The sequence below is a fragment of the Psychrosphaera haliotis genome (genome assembly GCF_009728465.1).
Taxonomy (GTDB): Bacteria; Pseudomonadota; Gammaproteobacteria; order Enterobacterales; family Alteromonadaceae; genus Psychrosphaera; species Psychrosphaera haliotis.
The window spans coordinates 231,620-255,282 of record NZ_WOCD01000003.1; the positions used below are offsets into that span (position 1 = coordinate 231,620).

The window sequence follows — 23,663 nt, forward strand, 5'->3', positions numbered from 1 at the left end:
CCTTCGGCAAACAGTCTAGCAAGCTAAAACTCGCCTCTTAACCAGGCGTTAAGTGTATTATTATACTGTTAGAGCACTCTGATAGAATCAATAAAAATTTAAGGTATTAAATAGAATGCTGCTGTATAACTTGAAAATGGCTTGGTGGAATACAGCATTATCACCTGCTGCACGAAGTGCAAGCACAAAAGCTAATACAGAAACATATGCAACTATATGTGAACATATCAAAAAGCTAATTACAGAGTTATCCTGTGATTTAATAGCTATCTGTGAAGTATCAACTGAAGATGTTGCCTATATAAATACATATTTAAATAGGCATCTAACCAATTTAAAAGTATTGGATTTAACTTGCAACATCGGCCTCACAAGATTTGATATTGCTGTTATTTATAATTATGAAAAAATTCATCTAAACCACAAGCACTATCTATCAAAACCTCTTACTGGTAGTACTGTAAAAGCAGCACAATTAGTAGAAATAGTTAATTTAGATGACAACAAAACAATCCAATTGTTTTTATGCCATTGGGCTAGTCGACTTCGTGGTGATGGAGAAAAACGACGACAATCAGCTGCGACAATTGTTTATTCATCAGCTCTAGATTTTATGAACGAGAATAAAGACGTAATTGTAATGGGAGACTTTAACGATAACCCATATGACGAGAGTATTTTAAACAACTTAAATGCGACTCGCTGTCATGATGCTGTAAGGAAGTATCCGAATGAGTATTTCTATAACCCGTTTTGGAGAACCGTTGTTTCAGATAAGAAATATAACCACTTATCTGACAATGATACTTTTAGATCTGGCACCCATAAATATAAACAGTTTCAAGGGACAATATGGCATTCATATGATCAAATAATGTTTTCTGGAAGCTTTCTGGGTTCTGGCTCATGGCATCTAAATGAACAAAGTACGAAAGTCATAGATGAAGTTGGTTTTATCAATGACTTTGAAAATAAAAAAAATTTAATAGATCACTTGCCTGTCATGTGTGAAATCACAAGACCATAAGGAATAAAAATATGTCTTTTAACTTCGACGAACTATTGCAACAAGGTAAAGGTGCTGCTGAAAATGTTCTTAAAAATAAAAGAGAAATAAAAGAGGTTCTCAACGATTTGGAAAATTCTTTAAGTCAATTTTAGAAATGCCAATAAAATTCAAAGAATACATTGGATATGTTAAAGATGATAACGACCCATTTTTGAGAATAGCTAGTTCATTTAAACCTAGAGAAAAAACAGGATATAACGAGGTTCATATTGTGAGTGAGCAAGTAGATTTATCAAAAGAGGTCTTTCAGCTGAAACGTTTCTGATGATGTCTATCCCATTACTATCGTTAGAGATCGGAATCACACTGTAGCTGATGACCAAATAGAATTTGCAACTGCGATAGGCCAAGTTGTATCGAACTCTCAATTTCATTTGCAATTGAACTCCTTCAAGAGGCAAGTTGAAGAAAAGCTGAAGGAAAAACCGCAAGAAGTACCAAAATCTAAGTAAATACACTTAACAAGCCACTCAAGCAGGACTTTTAACAGTTGGTTAGGTTCCGCTTCGCTACACATTTTAACCAACCATTAAAAGCCTCTTAGTGGGGCGTTATGCAGCTAAAGGAGATGGAGTTTTGATTTCAAAATCAAGAATTATTAGTGTTCTATCTTTTATTACACTTAATTATTTTATTATTAAAACCGCAAACCAAGTTCGGTTAGCTGAAGAGTTCATGAGGTTATCTGCCAATTGCCTTGAAAATACTGAAAGTGCCTGTACCAAATTAGAACAAGAAAATTCTTATTTACTTGGGTTTTGGGATGGTAACTTAACATTTTATTTAACTGTTTCATTTATCGCTCTCACGGTTTTAGGTGCATCTTTTATTTATACCGAGAGTAAGAAACACCGTAAAGCTGCATAACAAGAGGTTAAAGAAGGTCTCGTAAAAGCTTGCTCGAGCCTTCGGCAAACAGTTTAGCAAGCTAAAACTCGCCTCTTAACCAGGCGTTATGTGCCTTTAAGGTTCTTTAAAAATTGCATAATTGGATTGTTTTAGTGAATGGAGTCTATCTAAATGAAAGTTAATACCTCAAATACATGCTGCGGTGATACTAGATTTTTTTATTGGCTATCAATTCTTATTACATTCGTTATTTTTGGCGGATTTGCATTGAGCTGGTTTTCTAACCCTGACAGCCTAAGCCGAATGACTTTATGGATTGGATTGCATGGTGCATTTAGTGCAGCGTGGTATGTATTGCTTTTAAATCAAATTAGGTTGTCTGCGAAAGGAAACTACACTGCACACAGCACCCTTGGGAAACTAAGCGTTTTTTTAGTCGTTGGGATCTTGGTTACAGGTTCAATAATGGCGTTTGAATTCTATCATAGGCTAGCTGGTTTTGGCGTGTTCGGCTCTGAAGACGCCGAAGCAAGAATCAGGGCAGGTAGTTTCCTAGGAGGTACTTTCCTTCAATGGTTAATTTTCTTAACTCTTTATATTTTGGGTATTCTAAATATAAAAAACTCTGCTCATCATAAACGATTCATGATTGCTGCAGCTATCCAAATGATGCCCGAGGGACTTAATCGCATTATTCATTTACTTGCGATTCCAGGTTATTCTTTATTTGTTTTTATGTTTTTCATTTACGCTGTATTAATGGTTTATGACTGGAAGGCTGCTGGTCGCATTTACATGAGTACATTATTATCGGTTGGCTTGTTTTGTGCTCTCGCCATAGCAATGAATACAGTCTTTCGTACACAGTCTTGGGGAGATTGGGCAGTAAAGGTAATAAATTGGATATAGAACTTGGCACATAACAAGTGGTTAAAGAAGGTCTCGTAAAAGCTTGCTCGAGCCTTCGGCAAACAGTTTAGCAAGCTAAAACTCGCCTCTTAACCAGGCGTTATGTTTACTTAGATATGGAGTTTCTAAATTGAAAGAAGTTGTAATAGATATACTGTTTGCTGGCTTATTGATTGTCCCATTAGTTCTAAACTTTTCTCCAAGCTTGGTCGAAAAGTTGATTTCCATTTTTGACAAATCTATCGCCAAGAGCACTAGCTACCTTCTTTCGTTGCCTATTTCTGTGTATTTGATTTATGAAATGTCTACGAAAAGTAACTGGGCTGCAAAACTAAGCTTGTTCGTTGCTTTTGTACTTTTCTTCACAATTTACGCGTCTGCTCTATCATGTTTATTTCAACGAGTAGGTAAACATAACAAGCGCCTAAACTCCGACAATGTTTAGTTGTCATGGTTTTGGCAAACGACGCAAAAAGCCATGCCAACACATTGCGTGTTAGGCGGGCGTTATGTGTCAGGGAGAGTTCGGTTGAAAATTCTAATATTTTTGTTTTCTTTGATTTCCTTCAGTTCTATAGCATGTAGTTGTATGGGTTATGACATTGAAGAAGCCTTTAAAGATTACCCTGTCGTTTTCTCTGGGACTGTCGAAACGATTGACACCATAAAAGTAAAAGAAGATGGCTGGTTAGAATATTCCAAATTGAAAGCCGTAACATTAGTCGTAGATCGCAGTTATAAAGGCATGACTGCTGAAAAAATCAAGGTTACAACAAGAATGGACTCTGCAGCATGCGGTTTTCCGTTCGAAGAAAACGTTAAATATGTAGTGTTTGCTATCCCTGATGACAATGGACTTCATGTTGGTTCTTGTGGGCCGACCATTCATATGAAAAAGCGAGAAGAATACTATGAGATGGAGCGCCTAAGGGTTATAAACTTTTTATCTAAGCAAATTGACACATAACAAGTGGTTAAAGAAGGTCTCGTAAAAGCTTGCTCGAGCCTTCGGCAAACAGTTTAGCAAGCTAAAACTCGCCTCTTAACCAGGCGTTAGCCTGTTTCGATAAATTGGCGTCATTTGAAGGGTTTTATATGTTAAACAGATGTTTAGTTATTTTCTCAATGTGTATGTTTTTACTCTCAGCCACAGTGAAAGCTGATAATAAGGTAGTCCCTGAAAATAGTTTTAAAGCTTTATTAGAGTGCATGAAAAAAGTCCCTATTGATGTTAAAAAACTCAAAGGTATAAGCTCATCGCAGGTTGTTTTATTAAGTGTTCTCGAAGAAGTCAATCAAAGTAAGGCTTCTGAAAAAGACTTGGGTATAGATTATTCTGAAATTTATAAATTGGTTGAAGAAAACTGCCCTAAAGAATTAGAAGTAGTTAAAAGGTTGAGTGCCAGTAAACCAGGCTAACAAGTGGTTTAAGAAGGTCTCGTAAAAGCTTGCTCGAGCCTTCGGCAAACAGTTTAGCAAGCTAAAACTCGCCTCTTAACCAGGCGTTATAAATCACAGGGAAGTTCATGAAAATTTTCAAAACCGCTTTATTAAGCTTCTTTTTAATTGGTTGTAGCTCAATAAATCAAAATAGTGTAACTGAAACTAAACCTCCATTATCTCAATCAAAAATTGAACAAAGAGCCATGATGATTGGTATGTGGTATGGAGACTTACCAACGAAAGAAGGCGGAAGAAAACAGTGGACTGTAGTTCGCTCACCTGATGGCACGTATAAAGTTGATTTTTTAATCACTAGTGTCGACAGTTCTCAACAAAGGTTTTCGGAAACTGGGGTTTGGGGCGTATCAGGCAATATATACTTTTCCATTTACCTTGGAGCAATTGATCAAGGTCAGTTTTACCCTTCAAATAGAAGTGACCCTAGTATTTATGATGCCTACAAAATAATTACTTTAACTAGTTCTACTTTTGAATATCAAAGTATCGATACCTCCAATAGATATATACTTAACAAGGTGCCGCCATCCTTTATTTTAGGTCAAAGTGAATTATAACAAGCGCATTAAGTCAGAAGGTTCAATTTGTCCGATTTTTTGCAAACATAAACGACGCAAAAAAGCGTCCAATTAATTGACCCGCTGCTTATGCGGGCGTTATGTTGCACGACAAGTATGGAGAAAGTGGCATTAGTTTAGTGTCTTAAAATCGATATGGAATTGATTGGGTTAATATTTGGATTTTGGCTATTCATTTTTAGTAAAATGTACCGTGAGGCATGGATTCACGAATATAAAAATCCCATCTAACTTTTAAGTGTATTCAAATAACCTATGCCGTTGTTTCAATCGTAATAGGTTTGGCAGTTCCAATTTACATCATATATTTGATCTTGTAGTTGCGGTGTTGCAACATAACAAGCTAATTAATAAGGACAAAAAACAGTTGGCTGTTTTCGTTCCTCAACATTTTAGCCAACAATTTTTTGCCCATTATTAGGGCGTTATACACCACTTCAGGTCTAGCTATGAAATTCCACATTGTGCTTATATCCTTACTTATTTCTGCTTGTTCAAGCATTTCGATTAATAAATCCGATGAGTATCATGTGGGATTGTGGGATCTCGTTGCAGATTATTGTGACGAAACCTATGAACTGAAAGCTGATGGAACTCAAATTGTTATAAGTCACCCTGAAGTCAGCGTAGATAAATATACGTTTACAAAATTTGGTGATACAGGGTTTTATGCATGGGAATATTCGGTAATCGAATACAACAATGAACCAAGTTGCAATGGCACGTTTGATACACATCTTGGAGAGCAAACTTTAGCATTTGTAAAATTTAAGAATAATTTTACCGAAATGCATATTTATGAGTGGCCAAACGAAGAAACGCATATTGGCGGCTACTTGAAAAAACGTTAGTGTGGTGTATAACAAGTGCCTCAAGGCTCGTAAACTCGCTCGGACAATTAACAATGGGCTATTGTCGCTGCGCTCAATATTTTAGCCCATTAGTAATTGCCGCTTAGGCAAGCGTTAAATGGCTACCTTCATATCGGAGATATTTTGAGAAATCCATATACAACTAATAGAAACAGATTGGCGGATGTGATTGCTGCTATTCAAGTAATGGCAACTTACAAGTTTTACAAAGCTGATCATTCTACTTGGGCTAAAAGAATTGAGGGTAATGAGTCCAATGGTGAATATTGGAAAACAATATTTGAAGAGCATCCTGAGTTTTTTCGCTTAGGTGGAGGTCGTAATAAAGCGTCTTTAGTTTGGCGAAGAAATTATCAGAAACTCTATAATGTCGACTTAGAAGAAAAAATTTCGAGAGAGAAATTTAAAGCTCTTACTAATGAGCAGAGGGTTCGTATTTCTAGAGTTCCATTAAGCAACGATGATATTTCGACGTTAATTAACACTGCAATCAATTTACATTCTAGCGAAATAGATCATAAAAAAGACTCTAGATGGTGGGTCGCAATAGTATCTGGGTTAGTTGGTATTATTATTGGTTCTTTAATAAAAGTGTTTGCATAAAAGCCATTTAACAAGGCATTTAAACGGAACAAAAACAGTGGGTTACGTTTTGCTTCGCTACACATTATAACCCTCAATTTTTGTCCGATTAACGCGGCGTTAACTTCACGTAAAATTCTGCAATATAATTAATCTTTCGGAATATAAGAGTTTCACGGATTTGAACGTTCCCTTTTCTCTTTATTCTGAATTTTTGAGTCTGCTTTAAAAGGCTATTGGCCAATATCACGAAACGCCAAGCCTAGCCGCTTGGCGATTGAAAGTTCAAATCAATAAGAACGTTCAGCAAGGTTTGAATTAGTTTCAACAAGTTGTGTTTGATATTGCCAACGGTTTTGGAGTTTTAATCTTTTGGTACTTACTATCGCCGCGCTCATGGCTTGGCTTCTCAACTATTCGAGTAGTAGGCCTTAGTTTTTCTGAATAATTAGCAAGTTGATTTAGAAAGGAATTTAGGTAAAGTGGTTTTCTATTAATTTCAACGTTGGCTAGTGATAGTTAACAAGTGGTTCAAGAGAGTCTCGTAAAAGCTTGCTCGAGCCTTCGGCAAACAGTCTAGCAAGCTAAAACTCGCCTCTTAACCAGGCGTTATGTTCCAAGGAGGCAACGTGCGAGTATTCATATCTTTATTACTTTTCCTAACTAGTTACGTTAACGCTCTAGAGCCAGCTCCACTAGCTTCATGCCTTTCATATGAAATGAATCGTATAGATAAAAATATGGGTGAATTAGTGCTTAGAAATGTGTTTGCTACACAGCTCTTCGAAAACCTTGATAAGAAATTCCCCGAAGTAGAAATTGAGTGGTCAGCTTGGGCAACGAGTGTTAGCGAATACAAAGATGAAGATGGTAAAAACAAGACAAAACTAAAAGGCTGTTTTGACATTTCAAAGATTCACAGTGATAGCGAGCTTGTATCTTCAATAATGAAGGTTTCAATGAGCAGATTCCAAGCTGCTATGAAATTTTATTCAAAGCCAAGCTCTGAGCACATCCCTCAAGAGAAGGTTGATTTGATGCTTGATGGTTATGAAGGCTTACTTAAAGATGAAAAGGTTAAAAAGGCTATCAAAGATGAATTGGAACATAACAAGCAAATTAATCAGGACAAATAACAGTTGGCTTTTGCTCCTGCGTGGCTTATTTTAACCAACTGTAATTTGCCCATTATTTGGGCGTTATGTGTAAACGGATATCGTCGAGTATATGGATATTTTCAAAGGTATAGATTTCAATGACTCGTTTGTTCTCGGTTGGAGTTCAAATGCAACTGAGATCACATTCAAAATTGAGGCTAGCATTTGGCCTGATTCACCTCATTATTTAAATCCAAAACCTGATGAATATACTTGCTACCGTAAATGTGAAATTCAATTTACGCGTTTTACTTCATATTCAGGGCTTACTAAACAAAGTAGCGTTAAACCAAACAAAGATATAAATGGTTCATTTGATTATGGCAATATAGATTCGTTAATTAAAACAAATCAAGGCTTTAAGGTTGTTGGTGAGTTTGGTAACTTAGAAATTATTAACGGTAAAGTTCAGTTAAAAATTTACACATAACAAGTTACTCAAACGGACGCTAAACAGTTGGCTAGCGCTCGTTCCTCGCAATTTTAGCCAACAATTTCGCGCCGCTTAGTAAGGCGTTATGTGTACTCAGAGTAATGGAGTTAGTATTGTCTTTTAAAGAAAGGAATTCATGTCCTAATTGTCGTAACAAAATAAAAATTGAAACAAAACTTCTGTTGTTGGATGAACCTGAAATTAGATGCCCATATTGTGCGAAAGCGATAAGATTGAGTGAGTCATCAGCATTCTGGGTAACATTTCCATTATTTTTCTTATTAGGGTACTTTAGCGTTAAGTTTACAGACCTTTCTATTGGCTTACTTGCGTTGTTTATAATTTTATTTGTCTACCTTTCCAAGAAGTCGTCTAGGCGCATCGAGGTCTATTTTTCAAAACTTAAATTAGTTTCGTAAAAAGGTAAACATAACAAGCCCATTAAGGCTCGTAAACTCGCTCGGACAATTAACAATGGGCTACTTTCGCTGCGCTCAATATTTTAGCCCATTAGTAATTGCCGCTTAGACAGGCGTTAAATTGCAAAGGGAAGTCATGCGTACAATTCTAGTTTCTACATTAATGTTCCTAAGCTTATCAGTATCATCGATTGTAATTCGCCATGATATCGATAAAGAAAAATATCTTGCTTTTCCTGACGATTTTAACCCGCTTGCAACATTTTATGTCGATGGTGCTCATGGAACATTAATTAAACCTAGATGGGTTGTTTCTGCTGCACATGCAACATTCTGTATAAATACTGGCAGCTATATTTCTTTAAAAAATGGCCTGCACAAAGTCGAACGAATATTCGTACACCAAAATTACAAGCCAGGACAAAGCCACGACATTGCATTAATAAAATTAGTTAATTCAGTTTAAGAAATTGAACCTGCAACTATTTATGAAGGTTCCGACTAGCTTGGAAAGTCAACCTGGTTTATTGGTGTTGACGGAACAGGCAACGGAATCACGGGGCAAACCATAGATAATTACGAAAATGCAGGGGTTTTGAGGAAAGCTGAAAACAAGATCGTATCAGCCAATGGACCACTATTAAAGTTTAAGTTTGATCGCGGTAGCTCAGCTTTGCCTTTAGAAGGAGTATCTGGTGGTGGAGATAGCGGCGGGCCAGCTTATATTAAAGCAAACAATACTAACTATTTGTTGGGCATTAGCTCCAGAGTTGAAGACGGTAGTATTGGCAAATACGGGGTTACAGACGTTTACTCTAGAGTTTCCTTATCTAAATCTTGGATAGAAAATATTACTAACGAGGATGAGGGTTCTCAATTGGCGTTACCTAAACTAAATACACTTTCAACGGGTCTCACTGAGGAAATTTTACCGGAGGTATGCGCAGATATTGGATTGAGGCCAAATGCAATTTAACAAGTTGCTAAAGTTCGTTCGCAAACTCACTGGGACAATTAACAGTAGGCTTGGCGCTTCGCGCAAGTATAGCCAACTGTTAATTGCCCCTTAGCAAAACGTTAGCTTTACTAATCAAATATTGCATAACTCTCACAATGTAACTACACTGTAATTATGACTGATTTAAACTTTGAATGGGATCCAATTAAAGCGGAGTCTAATCAAAAGAAACATGGTGTTGATTTTGTGTCAGCTAAATCTGTTTTTTTAGATGATTATGCTCGTTTAATTTCTGATCCAGATAGCTCAGTAAATGAGGAAAGGTTTATCATCCTTGGAAAGTGTGACGACTCTAAAGTACTAGTTGTTTGTCATTGCTATCGAGACGCTGATAACTTGATCCGAATCATTTCAGCTCGTAAAGCTGATAAACGAGAAACGTAAACAGTATGAAGGATTTAAATATGCGTGATTCATATGATTTTCTCAATCTAAGCCAATCCTTATGCCAAAAAGCTTAAGAAGCAAATTACAATTCGTCTAGATCAAGATGTAATTGAATACTTCAAACATATGTCTGAAGATAATGGCATTCCTTATCAAAACTTAATTAATCTTTATTTGAAAGACTGTGCTAAGTCACATAAAGAACTAAAAATTGACTGGTCGTAAAGCTAACAAGTGGTTAAAGAAGGTCTCGTAAAAGCTTGCTCGAGCCTTCGGCAAAAATTATAGCAAGCTAAAACTCGCCTCTTAACCAGGCGTTATATTCCTCTAGACACCTGTTGCGCAACGCGCTACACTTCCGGTTATGATTAAATCATTTAAACATAAAGGACTAAAAAAGTTCTTTGAGTCAGGCAGTAAAGCTGGCATTCAAGCCAAGCATGAGCGTCGACTTAGAATGCAACTTGCCGCTATTGATACTGCGACTGTTTTAGACGACATCGACTTACCTGGGTTTAAGTTACATGCCTTAAAAGGGAAAAGAGATGGAATTTGGTCTATTACTGTAAATGGTAATTGGCGAGTCACATTCGAATTTAAAGATGGCAATGCTTTTATTTTAAATTATGAGGATTATCACTAATGAATATGCATAATCCACCGCATCCGGGTGAATTTATTTCCGATGTTTATATGGAACCATTTGGCTATAGTTGCCGATTTGTTGCAAAACAATTAGATGTTTCTCCTTCAACTTTAAGCCGTATCTTAAAAGCTAAAAGTGCTATTACTCCAGAAATGGCTTTACGACTATCGAAAGCGCTTGGCCGTAGCCCTGAAAGTTGGCTATCGATGCAAGACAATTATGATCTTTGGCAAGCAAAACATAATGTAAACTTAGCTAGAGTTCATCAAATTGATTTTGCAATGGCGTAAGGAATATAACAAGCGCCTCAACTCCGACAATGTTTCGTTGTCACGGTTTTGGCAAACAACGCAAAAAGCCGCGCCAACACATTGCGTGTTAGGCGGGCGTTAGTTTGCTTAGAGTGATTGGGGAGGTTTTTGTGCTTAAATACATTTTTGTTCCAATGTTTTTCTTTACTGTTGCACTTCCTGTGAAGGCTAAATGCTTATTAGAACCAAAATTTATTGATGCCGTCTTAAATCTAAATAAAACGATGAAAGCAGTAAAATCATTTGAGGTGCAATCAGAGTTTCCATATGAAGGTTCGGTTACAAAATTTCCAATCACTTACAAATTCACAGCTTTACGCCTTGAGTCAAAAGGGAGAGAAAAGCAGGCTTTTATTTTTGCATTCGACCTACATAATGAGAGCTTTTACGTTTATTACACCGATGGGATTTCTCAGCCTTATCCGAATCTAATCGAGGGTAAAATTAATCTTGAAAGATGTTCAATTTACTTTAAGGCAAGTGAATATGAAGTTTTGGAAGTCTATATTCGCGACGAAAATAAAATGGAAATCCATTCTCAAAGCAGAGATGAAAATACTCATAAGCTGAGTTTAAAGCAAAAGTTTGTTTTAAGCCCCAACTAGTACACAAACTAACAAGGGCATTAAGGCTCGTAAACTCGCTCGGACAATTAACAATGGGCTATTGTCGCTGCGTTCAATAATTTTAGCCCATCATTAATTGCCGCTTATGCGAGCGTTATATTAATTGGAGAGTTTGGTGTTAACTTTCAAAGAAGTCCTGTCATTAAAAACTGATATTCTTGAAAAATCTAAAGTGAAATATGTCAGGCATAAAGACAATAGAAAGCAGTACAGAGAGTTAATCAAAGACCGTGCAGAGTTATTAAAATATCAGGCGGAACAATCAAAGAATGTATTTGAGAAATGTGACTATATTGCATCGTTTGTTGGTATTGAACAATCTAGAGCAGTATTTATAGGAATGTTTAAAGTTGATGGTATTAAAGAATGCTTCCGTGGTTATGAGTACGTATTAAATGAAGTTGACGGTTTTGATGACTTTAAAGAGCGCCTAGTCATAGATTGGGGAAAAAGCGCTATAACTTGGCATCAATGGGTGGATAGCAACCCTAAAGATATTGTTGAGTTACTCCCTAAAGGCTATCTAGGAGAATTCCCTGGGCTTCTAGACTTCACTTTAGATTACCCTGAGCTTAAAAAGCTTGGAGAAAACCTAAGTGCAAACCGAGAGTGGTACCTCCAATTATCTTCAATTAATGGTATTTATCTAATATTGGATAAAGTTACTGGGAATCAATATATTGGTTCTGCGTATGGTAAAGATGGTATTTGGCAGCGTTGGAGTGAATATTCCAAGACAGGACATGGTGGTAATGAATTACTAAAGGAGCTGTGCTTAATTGAAACCCAATATTACAAAAACTTTCAATTCACAATTTTACAGTCTTTACCTAGTAACCTATCTAATAAAGATGTTATTGCGGTCGAAAGCCTTTATAAAAAAAAGCTTGGAACTAAAGTATTTGGTTTGAACAAAAATTAATATAACAAGTGCCTCAATTCGCTCTCAGGTTCGCTCGGACAATTAATATGGGCTATTGTCGCTGCGCTCAATACTTTAGCCCATTAGTAATTGCCGATTAGGCAAGCGTTATATGCAAAAAGGAGTTTAGTATGAACATCAATGCAACATTATTCGGTCAGTTTATTTTAATATCAATTATCGTAATAAGTGGTTTAAGCTACTATCTCGGTAAACGTAAAACCCAAAATGTTAAAACAACAACCTTCATTGGCTTTTTATTATCATTTATACCGCCATTAGGATTAATATTTGTAGCAGTTTTGGCGCTTAAAGATGATATTTCAAATAATAACGCATCTAATTTTTAGGTGCTCAATTGCATATAACAAGTGGTTAAAGAAGGTCTCGTCAAAGCTTGCTCGAGCCTTCGGCAAACAGTTTAGCAAGCTAAAACTCGCCTCTTAACCAGGCGTTATAGCTACTTGAAAAATCGAACAAATCCCTCACTTATACTAAAACGATAATAGGGAAACACTCGATGGACATCTTTCTCAAAATTACGATTGACGATTTTATTTTCTACTTTTCACTAATAACACTAAGTTTTGCCGTGATAAAGACCTTAATAAACTTGGTCGTTTGGAGCAAAAAAATGTCAAAAGGTGCGCTTTTCTTTTTAGCTATATTTCCAATAATATCTATATTTCCGATACCTCAGCAAGAAATCAAAAAAATTGAGAATATAAAAAAAGAATACATCAAAAAGGTTGATGAAAATGGTGAGCCTTTAGATGACAGCGAGAAGTAGTAGCAATAACAAGTCAATTAAGCAGGACTAAAATCAATTGGTTTACAACGCAAACACCGCTAGAGTATAACCAATTAATTTTTAGCCTCTTATTGAGGCGTTATACAGCATGGGTGTACATGGACATAAAAGAGTATATTGAACGCTTCGAGGAAATTTCCGAACTAAGTAGGGATAAACAATTCTCCATACTTGAACAGGCTCGAGACGAAATTCAATCAAATACTTCATTGCCTAGTTTTGCGGTTATTGCAATCATTGTCCGAGTAAGTTGCATATCTTTATTTTTAGGCGCCGGTTATTATCTCTGGGGTCTTTCGACTTTTACGTTTGTTCTTTCGGTGTTTTTAGGATTAGTGTTTTCCCGAATTATTGTTTCAGAAATTAATGACCGTTTAATGCTGATAGGCCTTAAGCGTGTGCTAAATAAAAAAGCCGTATAACAAGTGGTTCAAGAGGGTCTCGTAAAAGCTTGCTCGAGCCTTCGGCAAACATTATAGCAAGCTAAAACTCGCCTCTTAACCAGGCGTTAGCTTTCTTCACAGGTGTCGAATTTGAGAACTATCTTGAGTTTTATTATAGCTTCTGTTGTTATTGCTTTTCTCGCTCCAATGGCGTTGGCAATGGAAGTCGATTTTGTCCCTAAAGAAATCTTTATTTATTCATTAATTTTTGTTCTATTTTTAGTTCCTGTAACTGCATACCCAGCTTATTGTGTAATTACAAAAAAGTATGGTTACTCAATATACTCTGTTGTCCTTTCTTCTATATTTTCAACATGTTTTGTATCATTGTTTTTCGTATTTCCTTTTAACTATGAAAGCTATATCATAAATGACGTTGTATTAGTCAACGACAATACAATAACCCTCGCTGGCTATATACAATCTTTTAAACAATTGGCAGGGTTTGTAGTTACTGGCTTATTCGCAGGGTTAGTATTTTTTGTTGCTAACTATGGTAAAAAAGAAAGCTAACAAGTGGTTCAAGAGGGTCTCATAAAAGCTTGCTCGAGCCTTCGGCAAACAGTTTAGCAAGCTAAAACTCGCCTCTTAACCAGGCGTTATGTTTTTGACTGCTAATAGTTCATCGTTCAAAAAGTTTATTCATATTTATAAGGAAATACGATGATAAAAGTTAAAAGGTTAGTAATTCTTCAAACATTTTTTACAATTTTTAGTTCTATCTTAGCTTTTGCTTTAATTATCAGGCACGAAGTAAATCTAAATATTGTTAACAAAGAAAAGTCTGAATTTGAAGCTGCTGCTACTAGAATTAAAATAATAAATAGCCTTACTCCAAATATAACTATCAGTTTTAAAAAGGTTTATGAATTCAGTTTTAAGGATAAAAATAAAGGATATGTGTATATAGATGCCTATTTTCGAAACAATAGTGATGTTCCTCTTACTTGTAAAGTAGCTTCCGCTTCCGTTTCTCCTGCTATTTCTGTTAAAAATAGCTCTTCTTTAAAAAATGGAGATTTCTCTATATATAATATAAACAAAGTTTTAAAAACTGATATTGGTATTCCAAGTAAGTTCAACAGTTTTATTAGGTTTCATATATCTTATGATGTAACTGAAGCATTAGATAAGTCTTATAAGCTTGCTCTCAATGGGAATTGCAATATAGCACCAGATGCATTTAGTTATATATTTCAGGGAGAAACTTTAACTCAGGATGAATCTATTTGTTCAGATAACGATACAAGTATTGTTATCGATCTAGATGGTGTTATTGTACCTGAAATATGTGGTGTTTTTTCAAATAATTATATTGACAAGATCTAATTATGGCTTGTGTTTACTAAAACATAACAAGTCAATTAAGTCGGACAAAAACCAATTGGTTTACAACGCAAACACCGCTAAAGTATAACCAATTAATTTTTAGCCTCTTATTGAGGCGTTAGGCATACAGGTGCCAATTCCGCATTATTTCAAAATTGCAATTTATGAAATTATATAAATATAGAAGTACATCTAAATACTCCCTTGAAGGGTTGATAAATAATGAAATGTTTTTTTCAACATATAAAGATTTTAATGATCCTTTCGAATTTGGAAATCCAGCTCCAGATTTAGCCAAATATAACAAAAATGCTAGAAAAAAACTTAGAGGACTATTTGATAGCAAAGAAATATCACGAAAAGACTTTCTTCATTTTGTTAGCCTAGTTGGAAAACCCAGCGAAGAAACCCTTAAAGAAAGGGAAGAAACTTTAGCTAGAATACAAGAGAATATTATTAATATTGGGATACTTTGTTTAAGTGAAATAGAAAATAATATTTTGATGTGGAGCCATTATGCAGAAGATCATAAGGGGTTCTGCATAGAATTTAACGATCTAGCGGAGCATGTAGCTTCACCTACGGATATTATTAATGTTCAATACTTAGATGACTTTGAAGACCTAAATAATCCTGAACTTCTAATTGAATTTTATATAATAATGTTTTGTGATAATAAAGACTTACCCAGATTGGAATGGGAAGCTAAGTACAAAAAGTTAGGGCGAATGTTATCAAAGAATGAAGAAACCCAACTTGCTACCGCTATTATGGGTAATAAATATACTGACTGGGCATATGAAAAAGAAGTCAGGCTTGTTAGTAAATCTAAAGGCCCTATAAAATATGATTCAAAATCTATCAAAAGTATTACTTTTGGCCTTAGAATGTCAGAAAATGACAAAAATACGATTAAGAATATATGTAACACTGAGGATAAAAATCACATAGTATTCAAACAAGCGCAGAAGTTAGAGTCTGGTTACGGGATCAAGGTTATTAATTTATAACTTATCTGATATGTATGCCTAACAAGCCATTCAAAAGGACTAAAAACAGTGGGCTTTTCGCTTCGCTCAAGTTTAGCCCACAATTTTTAGCCTCTTAATGGGGCGTTATATGGCTTGGGAAAGTATGCGTTATATTCTAGTATTGATTATCTTTTTAACTTCTAGCCGAGTATATGCTGAATCCGACCCTTGCGAGCTCAACACTTACCCTGTTAAATGGAAGTCCGATTTAAGCCATCCCGTAACTTACGAGCTACCTGCTATTTTCTATAAATCTAGCAATTCAAAAGTTATTGTCTCTGTTTCAAAAGCAATAGATTTTGTTGAGAGAAATATGGCAACTCACAAGCCCTATTTAGAAAATGCAAAAGCATTCATAGTCAGTAGCTTGTCTGAATTACCTAAAAACAAACTGGTTGATCATTCAAGCCTTTGGATACTGACAGAAGGGTTGCAAGGGCAAGAGTTAAATAAAGCAATTCATGTGATGGCAGGTTACCAAGGGTTATTCGAGGGCGTATTACTAAACAATGATGCAACGGTAAGTATAAATGACAAATTGATTGCCTCATCTAATGCAGCGTATATGGTTGGTAAATATCCGGAACCTGTCCATGGGTTAAATTATGTTCATAAACTTGTTGTTTCAAACTCTGATAACATAGTATTTTCAAAGTGTTGGTTAGACGGCAAATAGCCATATAACAAGTCATTAAAGAAAGACTCGTCACGGCTTGCCGAGCTCCTTCGTCGCAAAGTTTAGCAAGCCTAAACTCGCTTCTTAATGAAGCGTTATGTTTTCAGAGGGCTCGGTGTACATCCATGCTTTTATGAAGAACTCGAATAATTACGACCTCTTCCTTGCCAAATTCTTTGTAATAGATGACATGACTTCCTTGCGGTCGCTTTCTATAACCTTCTCTAATGTAATCGCAGACATAACCTAGTTCTGGCTCCTCTGCTATTTGATTAAATGCGCTATCAAGTAACTTTAAATAGTCATTTCTCTGCTGCTGGCCCCAGTTAAGTTGCGTGTAACGACCAATTTTCATTAAATCTGAATGAGCTTTTTTAGATAAGTGAAACTTCATATTAGTGATTTTCTTTATCCAAATCATTTAAGAGAGTGTCATATGAATAATTAGCTATTCCGCTGTTCTCTCCCTCAACTAACATATTCCTTAGATTATTCATTTTTAATTCCTGATCTTCTAAGGCTCGTAATCCAGCTCTTAGCACTTCACTTGCAGATCCATACCTGCCAGTCTCTAACTGCTGGCTAATAAATGAGTCAAAATGCTCACCTAATGTAACACTTGTATTTTTCGCCATCACAACCTCCGATACCAATATCTGATACATTTTGGTACCAAAAACATAACAAGTCAATTAAGGAAGACAAAAACAGTTGCCTCCTGCTCCTACGTCGCTAAAGTATAAGCAACTATTTTTTTGCTTCTTATTGAAGCGTTATATTTTCATCAAAGGACGGAGTCTAATATGGATAATCTACAGAAAAACATTCTTTCTCTTTTAGCCGGTTGCGTACTGTCTTATTCTTTTATCTTCATTATCGCTGAAGTGGCCGCAATGCCAGTTCCCCTGCTTATTCAACAAATAGGCGGTGATTCTGCGTTTTACTATTCCAATGTGCTAATCGTTGTTTTTGCCTCTTTATTATCTTCAATTTTTGTAATCAGTTTTCGCAAAGCTTTTTTACAATTCACTAGACTGAACTTGTTTTACTTTTCGTTACCTATTGTTTTATTCTTAATTGTATTTTTAGCGCTTAGCTTGCCATTTGTTTCAATGATTTATGCAGCAATCCCGTCATTACTTGTAGCAACATTGCTGAGTAACAACGTACAAAAAATATAACAAGTGGTTCAAGAGGGTCTCGTAAAAGCTTGCACGAGCCTTCGGCAAACAGTCTAGCAAGCTAAAACTCGCCTCTTAACCAGGCGTTAGAAGCCCTATTTAAAATCTGGTTTTAAACAACAATGATGCTACAATGTTAAAACGCTATAACATTGTGGAGTTTAACCATGAGTAATTTATCTAAACGTTCTACTGTATATTTTGAGCCAGCTATTCATCAAGCATTGAAAATTCGTGCTGCGTCTTCTGATGTTTCGGTTTCTGAGCTTATTGATGAAGCTGTTCGTTTATTGATGCGCGAAGATCAAGAAGATCTCGCCGCTATTTCTGAACGCTCTAAAGAGCCTGAATTGTCATATGAAGACTTTCTAAATGAGCTTAAGTTAGATGGCAAAATATAAACTTTCGTTTAAAAAGTCAGTCACGAAAGACTTTAAAAACATTCCAAATAAGGATGTTTCTAAAATTTTGAGAACCATTGAAGGCTTAATTGATGATCCTAGGGCTGAGGGATGTATTAAATTGTCCGGCTCTAATAATTATCGGGTAAGACAAGGTTTATATCGTATTATTTATGAAATCAAAGATGATTTGTTGATAGTTAACGTAATTAAGGTAGGACATCGATCTGCGGTTTATAAGGGCTTCTAACAAGTGGTTCAAGAAGGTCTCGTAAAAGCTTGCACGAGCCTTCGGCAAACATTATAGCAAGCTAAAACTCGCCTCTTAACCAGGCGTTATATGCCCGTAATCAGGAAATCGAGTGCGGCGACAATTTCATTTCGAAATGTGCTTAGGTCGTTTACTTCATCTTTTAATATCTTCACTGGTACGCTCGTCATTTGTTGAGTCAAAATAACAAAGTCACCTTGCTCTATATGAATAACTGGACACAAGTAACTCGGCGCTTTCGATTCAATTAGCTCTAAAGGAGTTAATGGTATAACCATTCTAGAGTCCAAACTGCTTAACAAATCTGACTGTACGTTAACAAAATAAGGATATGCTTTTGATGAAGACCTATCTTGATTCTTATATAGAAAAAACTGAGACATCAGAACTTCCTGTAGGCATCTGAAAATAAGCCAAAACTTTCAGTTAACTTATTGCACGCATTAACAGCGTCACTGTTATTCTCTAACCACTCCTCACTTAACCTTTCGCTTACTTCTTGTTTTAACGCCTTTTCCATCGTTGCTGATAGATTGATATTTAATCGCTTAGCTTCAGCTAGTAAATCACTGCTTAAGCTCAGGTTAGTGGCTTTTTTGGGTGGCTTGTTAAAGCTTTCATTTTTCATGTTGTACCTCATGCGCATAATCGTTGCGCATTAATGCTATTGCAACAACGGGCAAATAACAAGTCAATAAAGTAGGACTAAAACCAATTGGTTTACAACGCAAACACCGCTAAAGTATAACCAATTAATTTTTAGCCTCTTATTGAGGCGTTAACTTCACGTAAAATTCTGCAATATAATTAATCTGTCGCAATATAAGAGTTTCACGGATTTGAACGTCCCCTTTTCTCTTTATTCTGAACTTTTCAGTCTGCTTTCAAAAGCTATTGGACAGTATCACGAAACGCCAAGCTTAGCCGCTTGGCTATTGAAAGTTCAAACAAATAAGTACGTTCAGTAAGGCTTGAATTAGTTTCAACATCGTTGCTTAAAGTTGCTAAAGGTTTTGGAGCTTTTTTCTTTTGGTCTTACTATCGCCGCGCTCATGGCTTGGCTTCTCAACTATTCGAGTAGTAGGCCTTCGGTTTTCTGAACAATTAGCGAGTTGATTTAGAAAGGAATTTAGGTAAAGTAGTTTTCTGAATGTTCAACGTTGGCTAGTGATAGTTAACAAGTGGTTCAAGAGGGTCTCGTAAAAGCTTGCTCGAGCCTTCGGCAAACAGTTTAGCAAGCTAAAACTCGCCTCTTAACCAGGCGTTAGTGGCCAAGTTTTATTCTGGAAATTTTTGCTTTGTGTGGAGTACTCTCATGACTCTTATGTTTTTTCCATCAAAGTAATAGGAAACTATCATGGATGTCTCTGGGATAATTAATAATCTTCCTGAAATACCATCTCGCTCAACACCCATTTCTGGTTGGTATAAAAGATTCTCTACCTTATCTACAATAGCATCATCGGTTGCTTCAGCGGCCAATGGATTAAACTCATATAAAAACTCAAATATCTTCTCTCGGTCATTTAGCGATTGTTCTTCCCAATAAATCACTGTTAATCCCGTAATCTAATTTTTGCTTTTCTTTGGGCCATTGCAGACTTGGCCACTTCATGCTCTATAAACTTGGATCTGCCCGAGTCCAATTTCTCAAAGGCTTGATTAACTTGCTCTGTCAGCCAAGAGTCATGAGATGTTTTCAAACGTTGCTGCTCGGCCAATTGCTCTGTTAATTCTCTACAGGCATCGCTAATAGTCCTACCCTGGCTTTCGGCCATTTTTTGAGCCAGTTTTTTCACATCTTCATCTATTCTAAACTGTATTCGCGTGTCCATAACTCACCATGTGACTACATATGTACTCACAGGTTAACTAAGGGCAACTAACAAGTCAATCAAGGCGGACTAAAATCAATTGGTTTACAACGCAAACATCGCTAAAGTATAACCAATTAATTTTGAGCCTCTTATTGAAGCGTTATGTACCGTAGTGATATCGCAGTTGTGCAATTAGAATAGAGTCGTCATTTAGTTTATAGACTATTCTATGCTCATCATTTATTCGTCTAGACCAGTAACCTGAAAGTCCATGCTTAAGAGGCTCTGGTTTCCCAAGACCTTCATGTGGGGTTCTTTGAATATCTTTTATCAGTAGATTGATGCGTTTTAGTATCTTTTTATCGGTAGTTTGCCAATAAAGATATTGTTCCCACGCCAATGTTGAAAAAGTTAATTTCACTCAATCAATTCCCTTTCCGTACCGCTTCCAGATTCTAACTCCGCTATTGATTCTAACAATGACCTTGCATTCGCTGGTGATCTTAGCAAGTAAGTTGTCTCTTGCATTGCGTTGTAATCTTCAAGAGATATCATGACTACAGGATCTTCGCTTTTTCGAGTAATAATAATTGGGGCATGATCATTACAAACATGTGCCATTGTGCTAGCTAAGTTTGCTCTAGCTGATGTGTAACTTATTGCATCCATAATTAATCTCCAAAATGGTCATGTACGGATTATCGTACAATATAAGCAAAGGTACATAACAAGTCAATTAAGAAAGACAAAAACAGTTGCCTCCTGCTCCTACGTCGCTAAAGTATAAGCAACTATTTTTTTGCTTCTTATTGAAGCGTTAGAAAACTATGGAGAGTTCAGTGAGGCAATTTTTTGTTTTATTAGTTTCATTAATGTCATTTGACATATTGGCTACAGAGGAAGAAATTACAAATAAACTTGCGGAGGTAGTTAAATCTAAAAAAGCGATAAAATCTTCGAAATCAATTAATTTGGATGGATTTAAGTTAGAGTCAGTTAAGGCTAATGTACTCGGTAAAGATTTTGAACCTAGCTCGACCACTACGCACTTGTTTAATGTCTCAAATCCTAATTCAGTCTCAATTAATATAGGTATAGATTCAAATCCAAAAAACTCATACGGAGCTGCAATTTTTCAAAAGAACTCTGGTCAGCCATATGTAAGCGTAAATGATACTGATGGTGATGGTGTATTAGATTTTTTGACTTATTCTGTTTTAAATGTAGAAGGTGAATTGATTTTATCAGTTGAAGATTTCGGTATGGATGGGCAAGCGGACTTTAAATTGAATTTTGTTACTGATGAGGCCTGGGTGTTCTGGGAGAGTGAATGGAGGAAGGTAATTGGGGCTAACAGCGAAAGGTATATTGTCGTTGATGATCAAAGAATCATTCTAAAAAGTGCACTTGAGAGGCTTGGTCGAAACGTTTTCTAACAAGTCACTTGAAAGGACAAAAAACAGTTGGCTTTTGCTCCTACGTCGCTTATTTTAGCCAACATATTATTTGTCTCTAAACGAGGCGTTATGTACTTCGGAGGTGCTTTGAGTAAATTCGTAATATTCGGAAATTCAGGCTCTGGAAAATCAACATTAGCAAAAGAGCTTGTAATGAAACATAACTTAAGCCATTTAGATCTGGACAATATTGCTTGGCAGCAAATACTTCCGCCAGAACGAATGCTAATCTCCGACTCTGAAAAGTTAATTAGTGACTTTTTAACTTCAAATAAACGTTGGGTTATAGAAGGCTGTTATTCTGATCTCTTAAAGCTAGTTATTCCGATGGCTACTGATGTTGTATTTCTTAACTTGCCAATTAACGAGTGCATAAATAACGCTAAAAGACGACCTTGGGAACAACATAAGTATGAGAGTAAAGAGAAACAGGATGCAAATTTAAAAATGCTTATGGACTGGATTTCTATGTATGACACCCGTGAAGACACCTTTTCAAAAGTTGCGCATCAAAAATTATTTGATAGTTTTAAAGGCAAAAAAATAATGTTTAGCTCAAATGATAGACGTTCATAAAAGATGGTTAAAAAAGGTATCGTGAAAGCTTGCTCGAACCTTTGGCAAACAATTTAACAAGCTGTAAACGTCCAATATTAGGTCGTTTCTTTTGGGAGTGGTTATGAATCTGGATAAATCGAAAAAACGTATTGCAAAAAGAGTGAAAAGTGGGTTTCACGGCTACCCAAAACTCTCATTAACTTATTATGGCGAAACAACAGCATGGGCTAATGAGGTGGAAGTGAGTTTTACTTTAGAGGAAGGTGCTGATGCTCAAATACAAAGCTTTTCAAGTGACGGTGACGCAAGGTCTGACGAAGTAATTCAAACTACGTTAGTCAAGGTGATTGAACGCTCAAATGTAAAAACAGTCGAAGAGCACACTGAAGTACTGGTCCGTAGGTAGAATATAAATTTTTCGAAATCTAACAAGGTTCTTGAAGCTTACAAGATTATTGAAGCTTTCTAGTATCTCAATGCACAGGCAAGTAGAGGCTATTGTCTATGCACATAATATTTTAGCCTATAAATGGCCTCTCAGTCAGGCGTTTTTAAACCGGAGAATGTTTTGGGCACTAGCAACAAATTAGACTTATTTATTATTTTATTACTTGTATTACCGCTTATTATTGAGTTTGTTAAACCACTCAAGCAAAAGCTGAAGTCTTTATCACAAGGTGGTAACTTATCTGCTATCAATGCCTCGCTTGGTGCGGGTTTGATTTTTGTTCATGACTTTACTAACCCATACGTTAGCATGACTTTTTTGACACTCGGGTTTATTCTTTTTTTCATTACATATGCAGTTTCGTTGGCAGCGCTTAAAGAATTAAAGTTTGAAAAACAAAAAGGCAAGTAATTAGTAGACTTATTAATATTAGGGAAATAAATATGGAAACGTTTGGAATCATTGGATTTATATTCGGGATAGTTGCATTAGCTAAAGTGGTGAAGTTAGAAAAACACCTAAAAGATAATAATGTATTGCCAAAAGACTATAAGTAGGCTGTTATTTAATTTAAAGCTTGTCACGGCAACCTCAGCTTGAGTTATTGTGCTTATATTGAAGCGTGAAGCATCATTTTTAGTAACAAACAGCAGACGTCGGCAGTTCGGCAGTTCGGCAGTTCGGCAGTTCGGCAGTTCGGCAGTTCGGCAGTTCGGCAGTTCGGCAGTTCGGCAGTTCGGCAGTAAGTTTAAGCAAGCTAAATACGGAAGACTATTTATGAGGCCGGAATTAAGAAGTAAAATCATCGAGGTTTGTGATAAAAAAATAGCATTAAAAGGTGATAATGTGGGTTTATCTTTTTATGCTTTTTTCGCCAACAAAAACGATAACCCTGAATTACTAATGGAGGCGGCTACTTGGTGGATACAAACCCATCAACTAGATCATTTTATTAAAGCTCACAAAGTAAAAGAAATGGTTCAGAGTAATTTATAATCTAT

Annotated in this window: 41 protein-coding genes and 1 pseudogene; 34 read left to right on the forward strand and 8 right to left on the reverse strand. The window is 36.1% G+C overall.

From position 1 onward, the window contains the following. Positions 1 to 115 precede the first annotated feature (115 nt). From GNP35_RS05735 to GNP35_RS05850, 26 genes and pseudogenes are all read left to right on the forward strand, one after another. Positions 116 to 1,027 (forward strand): endonuclease/exonuclease/phosphatase family protein, encoded by a 912-nt coding sequence (locus tag GNP35_RS05735; RefSeq protein WP_155695236.1) that lies wholly within the window; start codon positions 116 to 118, stop codon positions 1,025 to 1,027. Positions 1,028 to 1,038: 11 nt separating this feature from the next. After that, positions 1,039 to 1,161, forward strand: a complete 123-nt coding sequence (locus GNP35_RS16020) for a hypothetical protein (protein ID WP_269139921.1) — start codon at positions 1,039 to 1,041, stop codon at positions 1,159 to 1,161. Positions 1,162 to 1,612: 451 nt separating this feature from the next. Next, entirely contained in the window at positions 1,613 to 1,936 is a 324-nt protein-coding gene (locus GNP35_RS05740) for a hypothetical protein (RefSeq protein WP_155695237.1), read from the forward strand. Positions 1,937 to 2,089: 153 nt separating this feature from the next. Beyond that, complete coding sequence (locus tag GNP35_RS05745) at positions 2,090 to 2,827, forward strand: hypothetical protein (RefSeq protein WP_155695238.1); 738 nt, start codon at positions 2,090 to 2,092, stop codon at positions 2,825 to 2,827. A gap of 589 nt (positions 2,828 to 3,416) precedes the next feature. After that, positions 3,417 to 3,794, forward strand: coding sequence for a hypothetical protein (locus GNP35_RS05750; protein WP_196492446.1), 378 nt, complete (start codon positions 3,417 to 3,419; stop codon positions 3,792 to 3,794). A 185-nt stretch (positions 3,795 to 3,979) separates the two neighbouring features. Then, the gene (locus tag GNP35_RS05755) at positions 3,980 to 4,246 is read left to right on the forward strand and encodes a hypothetical protein (protein WP_155695240.1); all 267 of its coding nucleotides are present in this window, start codon (positions 3,980 to 3,982) and stop codon (positions 4,244 to 4,246) included. 107 nt (positions 4,247 to 4,353) lie between these two features. After that, on the forward strand, positions 4,354 to 4,845 hold the full coding sequence (locus tag GNP35_RS05760) for a hypothetical protein (RefSeq protein WP_155695241.1): 492 nt from the start codon (positions 4,354 to 4,356) through the stop codon (positions 4,843 to 4,845). Between the two features lie 470 nt (positions 4,846 to 5,315). Then, a complete protein-coding gene (locus GNP35_RS05765; protein ID WP_155695242.1) occupies positions 5,316 to 5,717 on the forward strand; it encodes a hypothetical protein in 402 nt (133 codons plus the stop codon). Positions 5,718 to 5,861: 144 nt separating this feature from the next. Next, positions 5,862 to 6,341 carry an N-carbamoyl-L-amino acid amidohydrolase gene (locus GNP35_RS05770; protein WP_155695243.1) on the forward strand — a complete coding sequence of 160 codons (480 nt, stop codon included), beginning with the start codon at positions 5,862 to 5,864 and terminating at the stop codon, positions 6,339 to 6,341. Positions 6,342 to 6,949: 608 nt separating this feature from the next. Beyond that, entirely contained in the window at positions 6,950 to 7,456 is a 507-nt protein-coding gene (locus tag GNP35_RS05775; protein WP_155695244.1) for a hypothetical protein, read from the forward strand. Between the two features lie 91 nt (positions 7,457 to 7,547). Continuing rightward, the gene (locus tag GNP35_RS05780) at positions 7,548 to 7,907 is read left to right on the forward strand and encodes a hypothetical protein (protein ID WP_155695245.1); all 360 of its coding nucleotides are present in this window, start codon (positions 7,548 to 7,550) and stop codon (positions 7,905 to 7,907) included. A 558-nt stretch (positions 7,908 to 8,465) separates the two neighbouring features. Further along, positions 8,466 to 8,795: a trypsin-like serine protease gene (locus GNP35_RS15550; protein WP_230961315.1), complete on the forward strand. Its 330-nt coding sequence runs from the start codon at positions 8,466 to 8,468 to the stop codon at positions 8,793 to 8,795. Between the two features lie 129 nt (positions 8,796 to 8,924). Then, positions 8,925 to 9,305: a hypothetical protein gene (locus GNP35_RS15555; protein ID WP_230961316.1), complete on the forward strand. Its 381-nt coding sequence runs from the start codon at positions 8,925 to 8,927 to the stop codon at positions 9,303 to 9,305. A gap of 156 nt (positions 9,306 to 9,461) precedes the next feature. Further along, positions 9,462 to 9,731 carry a BrnT family toxin gene (locus GNP35_RS05790; protein ID WP_155695246.1) on the forward strand — a complete coding sequence of 90 codons (270 nt, stop codon included), beginning with the start codon at positions 9,462 to 9,464 and terminating at the stop codon, positions 9,729 to 9,731. A gap of 69 nt (positions 9,732 to 9,800) precedes the next feature. Continuing rightward, positions 9,801 to 9,959 (forward strand): annotated as a pseudogene (locus GNP35_RS16510) (BrnA antitoxin family protein); the annotation flags it as partial. Between the two features lie 139 nt (positions 9,960 to 10,098). After that, entirely contained in the window at positions 10,099 to 10,377 is a 279-nt protein-coding gene (locus GNP35_RS05800; protein ID WP_155695211.1) for a type II toxin-antitoxin system RelE/ParE family toxin, read from the forward strand. Continuing rightward, positions 10,377 to 10,670 (forward strand): HigA family addiction module antitoxin, encoded by a 294-nt coding sequence (locus tag GNP35_RS05805; protein ID WP_085301836.1) that lies wholly within the window; start codon positions 10,377 to 10,379, stop codon positions 10,668 to 10,670. Before GNP35_RS05800 ends, GNP35_RS05805 begins: the two co-directional genes overlap by 1 nt. 104 nt (positions 10,671 to 10,774) lie before the next feature. Continuing rightward, positions 10,775 to 11,296: a hypothetical protein gene (locus tag GNP35_RS05810; protein WP_230961317.1), complete on the forward strand. Its 522-nt coding sequence runs from the start codon at positions 10,775 to 10,777 to the stop codon at positions 11,294 to 11,296. A 136-nt stretch (positions 11,297 to 11,432) separates the two neighbouring features. Further along, the gene (locus GNP35_RS05815) at positions 11,433 to 12,239 is read left to right on the forward strand and encodes a GIY-YIG nuclease family protein (RefSeq protein WP_155695248.1); all 807 of its coding nucleotides are present in this window, start codon (positions 11,433 to 11,435) and stop codon (positions 12,237 to 12,239) included. A gap of 131 nt (positions 12,240 to 12,370) precedes the next feature. Beyond that, on the forward strand, positions 12,371 to 12,589 hold the full coding sequence (locus GNP35_RS05820) for a hypothetical protein (RefSeq protein WP_155695249.1): 219 nt from the start codon (positions 12,371 to 12,373) through the stop codon (positions 12,587 to 12,589). A 284-nt stretch (positions 12,590 to 12,873) separates the two neighbouring features. Further along, entirely contained in the window at positions 12,874 to 13,029 is a 156-nt protein-coding gene (locus GNP35_RS15565) for a hypothetical protein (RefSeq protein ID WP_230961318.1), read from the forward strand. 119 nt (positions 13,030 to 13,148) lie between these two features. Next, on the forward strand, positions 13,149 to 13,472 hold the full coding sequence (locus GNP35_RS05830; RefSeq protein WP_155695251.1) for a hypothetical protein: 324 nt from the start codon (positions 13,149 to 13,151) through the stop codon (positions 13,470 to 13,472). A 123-nt stretch (positions 13,473 to 13,595) separates the two neighbouring features. Then, on the forward strand, positions 13,596 to 14,006 hold the full coding sequence (locus tag GNP35_RS05835; RefSeq protein ID WP_155695252.1) for a hypothetical protein: 411 nt from the start codon (positions 13,596 to 13,598) through the stop codon (positions 14,004 to 14,006). A gap of 150 nt (positions 14,007 to 14,156) precedes the next feature. Then, the gene (locus GNP35_RS05840) at positions 14,157 to 14,822 is read left to right on the forward strand and encodes a hypothetical protein (protein WP_155695253.1); all 666 of its coding nucleotides are present in this window, start codon (positions 14,157 to 14,159) and stop codon (positions 14,820 to 14,822) included. Positions 14,823 to 14,986: 164 nt separating this feature from the next. Beyond that, complete coding sequence (locus GNP35_RS05845) at positions 14,987 to 15,832, forward strand: DUF2971 domain-containing protein (RefSeq protein WP_155695254.1); 846 nt, start codon at positions 14,987 to 14,989, stop codon at positions 15,830 to 15,832. Positions 15,833 to 15,941: 109 nt separating this feature from the next. Continuing rightward, a complete protein-coding gene (locus GNP35_RS05850) occupies positions 15,942 to 16,529 on the forward strand; it encodes a hypothetical protein (RefSeq protein ID WP_155695255.1) in 588 nt (195 codons plus the stop codon). Positions 16,530 to 16,632: 103 nt separating this feature from the next. On the opposite strand, the gene GNP35_RS05855 is transcribed toward GNP35_RS05850, so the two are convergent. After that, the gene (locus GNP35_RS05855; protein ID WP_155695256.1) at positions 16,633 to 16,923 is read right to left on the reverse strand and encodes a type II toxin-antitoxin system RelE/ParE family toxin; all 291 of its coding nucleotides are present in this window, start codon (positions 16,921 to 16,923) and stop codon (positions 16,633 to 16,635) included. A gap of 1 nt (position 16,924) precedes the next feature. Next, positions 16,925 to 17,164 (reverse strand): type II toxin-antitoxin system ParD family antitoxin, encoded by a 240-nt coding sequence (locus GNP35_RS05860; protein WP_155695257.1) that lies wholly within the window; start codon positions 17,162 to 17,164, stop codon positions 16,925 to 16,927. A 168-nt stretch (positions 17,165 to 17,332) separates the two neighbouring features. Between GNP35_RS05860 and GNP35_RS05865 the strand changes: the two genes are divergently transcribed. From GNP35_RS05865 to GNP35_RS05875, 3 genes are all read left to right on the forward strand, one after another. Beyond that, positions 17,333 to 17,710 (forward strand): hypothetical protein, encoded by a 378-nt coding sequence (locus tag GNP35_RS05865; protein WP_155695258.1) that lies wholly within the window; start codon positions 17,333 to 17,335, stop codon positions 17,708 to 17,710. A gap of 167 nt (positions 17,711 to 17,877) precedes the next feature. Beyond that, entirely contained in the window at positions 17,878 to 18,111 is a 234-nt protein-coding gene (locus GNP35_RS05870) for a ribbon-helix-helix domain-containing protein (RefSeq protein ID WP_155695259.1), read from the forward strand. Then, entirely contained in the window at positions 18,098 to 18,361 is a 264-nt protein-coding gene (locus GNP35_RS05875; protein WP_155695260.1) for a type II toxin-antitoxin system RelE family toxin, read from the forward strand. The genes GNP35_RS05870 and GNP35_RS05875 overlap by 14 nt, the downstream gene beginning before the upstream one ends. A gap of 86 nt (positions 18,362 to 18,447) precedes the next feature. Here GNP35_RS05875 and GNP35_RS05880 read toward each other — a convergent pair whose 3' ends face one another. From GNP35_RS05880 to GNP35_RS05905, 6 genes are all read right to left on the reverse strand, one after another. Further along, the gene (locus tag GNP35_RS05880; protein ID WP_155695261.1) at positions 18,448 to 18,765 is read right to left on the reverse strand and encodes a CcdB family protein; all 318 of its coding nucleotides are present in this window, start codon (positions 18,763 to 18,765) and stop codon (positions 18,448 to 18,450) included. Then, the gene (locus GNP35_RS05885; RefSeq protein WP_155695262.1) at positions 18,765 to 19,010 is read right to left on the reverse strand and encodes a type II toxin-antitoxin system CcdA family antitoxin; all 246 of its coding nucleotides are present in this window, start codon (positions 19,008 to 19,010) and stop codon (positions 18,765 to 18,767) included. Before GNP35_RS05885 ends, GNP35_RS05880 begins: the two co-directional genes overlap by 1 nt. Positions 19,011 to 19,660: 650 nt before the next feature. Then, positions 19,661 to 19,936 (reverse strand): type II toxin-antitoxin system RelE/ParE family toxin, encoded by a 276-nt coding sequence (locus GNP35_RS05890; protein ID WP_330997727.1) that lies wholly within the window; start codon positions 19,934 to 19,936, stop codon positions 19,661 to 19,663. A gap of 2 nt (positions 19,937 to 19,938) precedes the next feature. After that, on the reverse strand, positions 19,939 to 20,217 hold the full coding sequence (locus GNP35_RS05895) for a type II toxin-antitoxin system RelB/DinJ family antitoxin (protein ID WP_155695263.1): 279 nt from the start codon (positions 20,215 to 20,217) through the stop codon (positions 19,939 to 19,941). 142 nt (positions 20,218 to 20,359) lie between these two features. Then, a complete protein-coding gene (locus GNP35_RS05900) occupies positions 20,360 to 20,620 on the reverse strand; it encodes a Txe/YoeB family addiction module toxin (RefSeq protein ID WP_330997728.1) in 261 nt (86 codons plus the stop codon). Then, positions 20,617 to 20,868 (reverse strand): type II toxin-antitoxin system Phd/YefM family antitoxin, encoded by a 252-nt coding sequence (locus GNP35_RS05905; protein WP_155695264.1) that lies wholly within the window; start codon positions 20,866 to 20,868, stop codon positions 20,617 to 20,619. The genes GNP35_RS05900 and GNP35_RS05905 overlap by 4 nt, the downstream gene beginning before the upstream one ends. A 170-nt stretch (positions 20,869 to 21,038) precedes the next feature. On the opposite strand from GNP35_RS05905, the gene GNP35_RS05910 reads away from it, so the two are divergent. The 5 genes from GNP35_RS05910 (at position 21,039) to GNP35_RS05930 (ending at position 23,658) form a co-directional block, all read left to right on the forward strand. Beyond that, positions 21,039 to 21,635 carry a hypothetical protein gene (locus tag GNP35_RS05910; RefSeq protein ID WP_155695265.1) on the forward strand — a complete coding sequence of 199 codons (597 nt, stop codon included), beginning with the start codon at positions 21,039 to 21,041 and terminating at the stop codon, positions 21,633 to 21,635. Between the two features lie 108 nt (positions 21,636 to 21,743). After that, the gene (locus tag GNP35_RS05915; protein ID WP_155695266.1) at positions 21,744 to 22,232 is read left to right on the forward strand and encodes an AAA family ATPase; all 489 of its coding nucleotides are present in this window, start codon (positions 21,744 to 21,746) and stop codon (positions 22,230 to 22,232) included. Between the two features lie 103 nt (positions 22,233 to 22,335). Next, a complete protein-coding gene (locus tag GNP35_RS05920) occupies positions 22,336 to 22,620 on the forward strand; it encodes a hypothetical protein (protein WP_155695267.1) in 285 nt (94 codons plus the stop codon). Positions 22,621 to 22,782: 162 nt separating this feature from the next. Continuing rightward, entirely contained in the window at positions 22,783 to 23,073 is a 291-nt protein-coding gene (locus tag GNP35_RS05925; protein ID WP_155695268.1) for a hypothetical protein, read from the forward strand. A gap of 366 nt (positions 23,074 to 23,439) precedes the next feature. After that, on the forward strand, positions 23,440 to 23,658 hold the full coding sequence (locus GNP35_RS05930; protein WP_155696054.1) for a DUF6500 family protein: 219 nt from the start codon (positions 23,440 to 23,442) through the stop codon (positions 23,656 to 23,658). Positions 23,659 to 23,663 lie beyond the last annotated feature (5 nt).

What these genes read in the sequence shown, in the direction of transcription:
- GNP35_RS05735 (WP_155695236.1), top strand. Translation starts at nt 116, where the DNA reads ATGCTGCTGTATAACTTGAAAATGGCTTGGTGGAATACAGCATTATCA.
- GNP35_RS16020 (WP_269139921.1), top strand. Translation starts at nt 1,039, where the DNA reads ATGTCTTTTAACTTCGACGAACTATTGCAACAAGGTAAAGGTGCTGCT.
- GNP35_RS05745 (WP_155695238.1), top strand. Translation starts at nt 2,090, where the DNA reads ATGAAAGTTAATACCTCAAATACATGCTGCGGTGATACTAGATTTTTT.
- GNP35_RS05750 (WP_196492446.1), top strand. Translation starts at nt 3,417, where the DNA reads ATGGGTTATGACATTGAAGAAGCCTTTAAAGATTACCCTGTCGTTTTC.
- GNP35_RS05760 (WP_155695241.1), top strand. Translation starts at nt 4,354, where the DNA reads ATGAAAATTTTCAAAACCGCTTTATTAAGCTTCTTTTTAATTGGTTGT.
- GNP35_RS05765 (WP_155695242.1), top strand. Translation starts at nt 5,316, where the DNA reads ATGAAATTCCACATTGTGCTTATATCCTTACTTATTTCTGCTTGTTCA.
- GNP35_RS05780 (WP_155695245.1), top strand. Translation starts at nt 7,548, where the DNA reads ATGGATATTTTCAAAGGTATAGATTTCAATGACTCGTTTGTTCTCGGT.
- GNP35_RS15550 (WP_230961315.1), top strand. Translation starts at nt 8,466, where the DNA reads ATGCGTACAATTCTAGTTTCTACATTAATGTTCCTAAGCTTATCAGTA.
- GNP35_RS05790 (WP_155695246.1), top strand. Translation starts at nt 9,462, where the DNA reads ATGACTGATTTAAACTTTGAATGGGATCCAATTAAAGCGGAGTCTAAT.
- GNP35_RS05800 (WP_155695211.1), top strand. Translation starts at nt 10,099, where the DNA reads ATGATTAAATCATTTAAACATAAAGGACTAAAAAAGTTCTTTGAGTCA.
- GNP35_RS05805 (WP_085301836.1), top strand. Translation starts at nt 10,377, where the DNA reads ATGAATATGCATAATCCACCGCATCCGGGTGAATTTATTTCCGATGTT.
- GNP35_RS05820 (WP_155695249.1), top strand. Translation starts at nt 12,371, where the DNA reads ATGAACATCAATGCAACATTATTCGGTCAGTTTATTTTAATATCAATT.
- GNP35_RS15565 (WP_230961318.1), top strand. Translation starts at nt 12,874, where the DNA reads ATGTCAAAAGGTGCGCTTTTCTTTTTAGCTATATTTCCAATAATATCT.
- GNP35_RS05830 (WP_155695251.1), top strand. Translation starts at nt 13,149, where the DNA reads ATGGACATAAAAGAGTATATTGAACGCTTCGAGGAAATTTCCGAACTA.
- GNP35_RS05840 (WP_155695253.1), top strand. Translation starts at nt 14,157, where the DNA reads ATGATAAAAGTTAAAAGGTTAGTAATTCTTCAAACATTTTTTACAATT.
- GNP35_RS05845 (WP_155695254.1), top strand. Translation starts at nt 14,987, where the DNA reads ATGAAATTATATAAATATAGAAGTACATCTAAATACTCCCTTGAAGGG.
- GNP35_RS05850 (WP_155695255.1), top strand. Translation starts at nt 15,942, where the DNA reads ATGGCTTGGGAAAGTATGCGTTATATTCTAGTATTGATTATCTTTTTA.
- GNP35_RS05855 (WP_155695256.1), bottom strand. Translation starts at nt 16,923, where the DNA reads ATGAAGTTTCACTTATCTAAAAAAGCTCATTCAGATTTAATGAAAATT.
- GNP35_RS05860 (WP_155695257.1), bottom strand. Translation starts at nt 17,164, where the DNA reads ATGGCGAAAAATACAAGTGTTACATTAGGTGAGCATTTTGACTCATTT.
- GNP35_RS05865 (WP_155695258.1), top strand. Translation starts at nt 17,333, where the DNA reads ATGGATAATCTACAGAAAAACATTCTTTCTCTTTTAGCCGGTTGCGTA.
- GNP35_RS05870 (WP_155695259.1), top strand. Translation starts at nt 17,878, where the DNA reads ATGAGTAATTTATCTAAACGTTCTACTGTATATTTTGAGCCAGCTATT.
- GNP35_RS05875 (WP_155695260.1), top strand. Translation starts at nt 18,098, where the DNA reads ATGGCAAAATATAAACTTTCGTTTAAAAAGTCAGTCACGAAAGACTTT.
- GNP35_RS05880 (WP_155695261.1), bottom strand. Translation starts at nt 18,765, where the DNA reads ATGTCTCAGTTTTTTCTATATAAGAATCAAGATAGGTCTTCATCAAAA.
- GNP35_RS05885 (WP_155695262.1), bottom strand. Translation starts at nt 19,010, where the DNA reads ATGAAAAATGAAAGCTTTAACAAGCCACCCAAAAAAGCCACTAACCTG.
- GNP35_RS05895 (WP_155695263.1), bottom strand. Translation starts at nt 20,217, where the DNA reads ATGGACACGCGAATACAGTTTAGAATAGATGAAGATGTGAAAAAACTG.
- GNP35_RS05905 (WP_155695264.1), bottom strand. Translation starts at nt 20,868, where the DNA reads ATGGATGCAATAAGTTACACATCAGCTAGAGCAAACTTAGCTAGCACA.
- GNP35_RS05920 (WP_155695267.1), top strand. Translation starts at nt 22,336, where the DNA reads ATGAATCTGGATAAATCGAAAAAACGTATTGCAAAAAGAGTGAAAAGT.
- GNP35_RS05930 (WP_155696054.1), top strand. Translation starts at nt 23,440, where the DNA reads ATGAGGCCGGAATTAAGAAGTAAAATCATCGAGGTTTGTGATAAAAAA.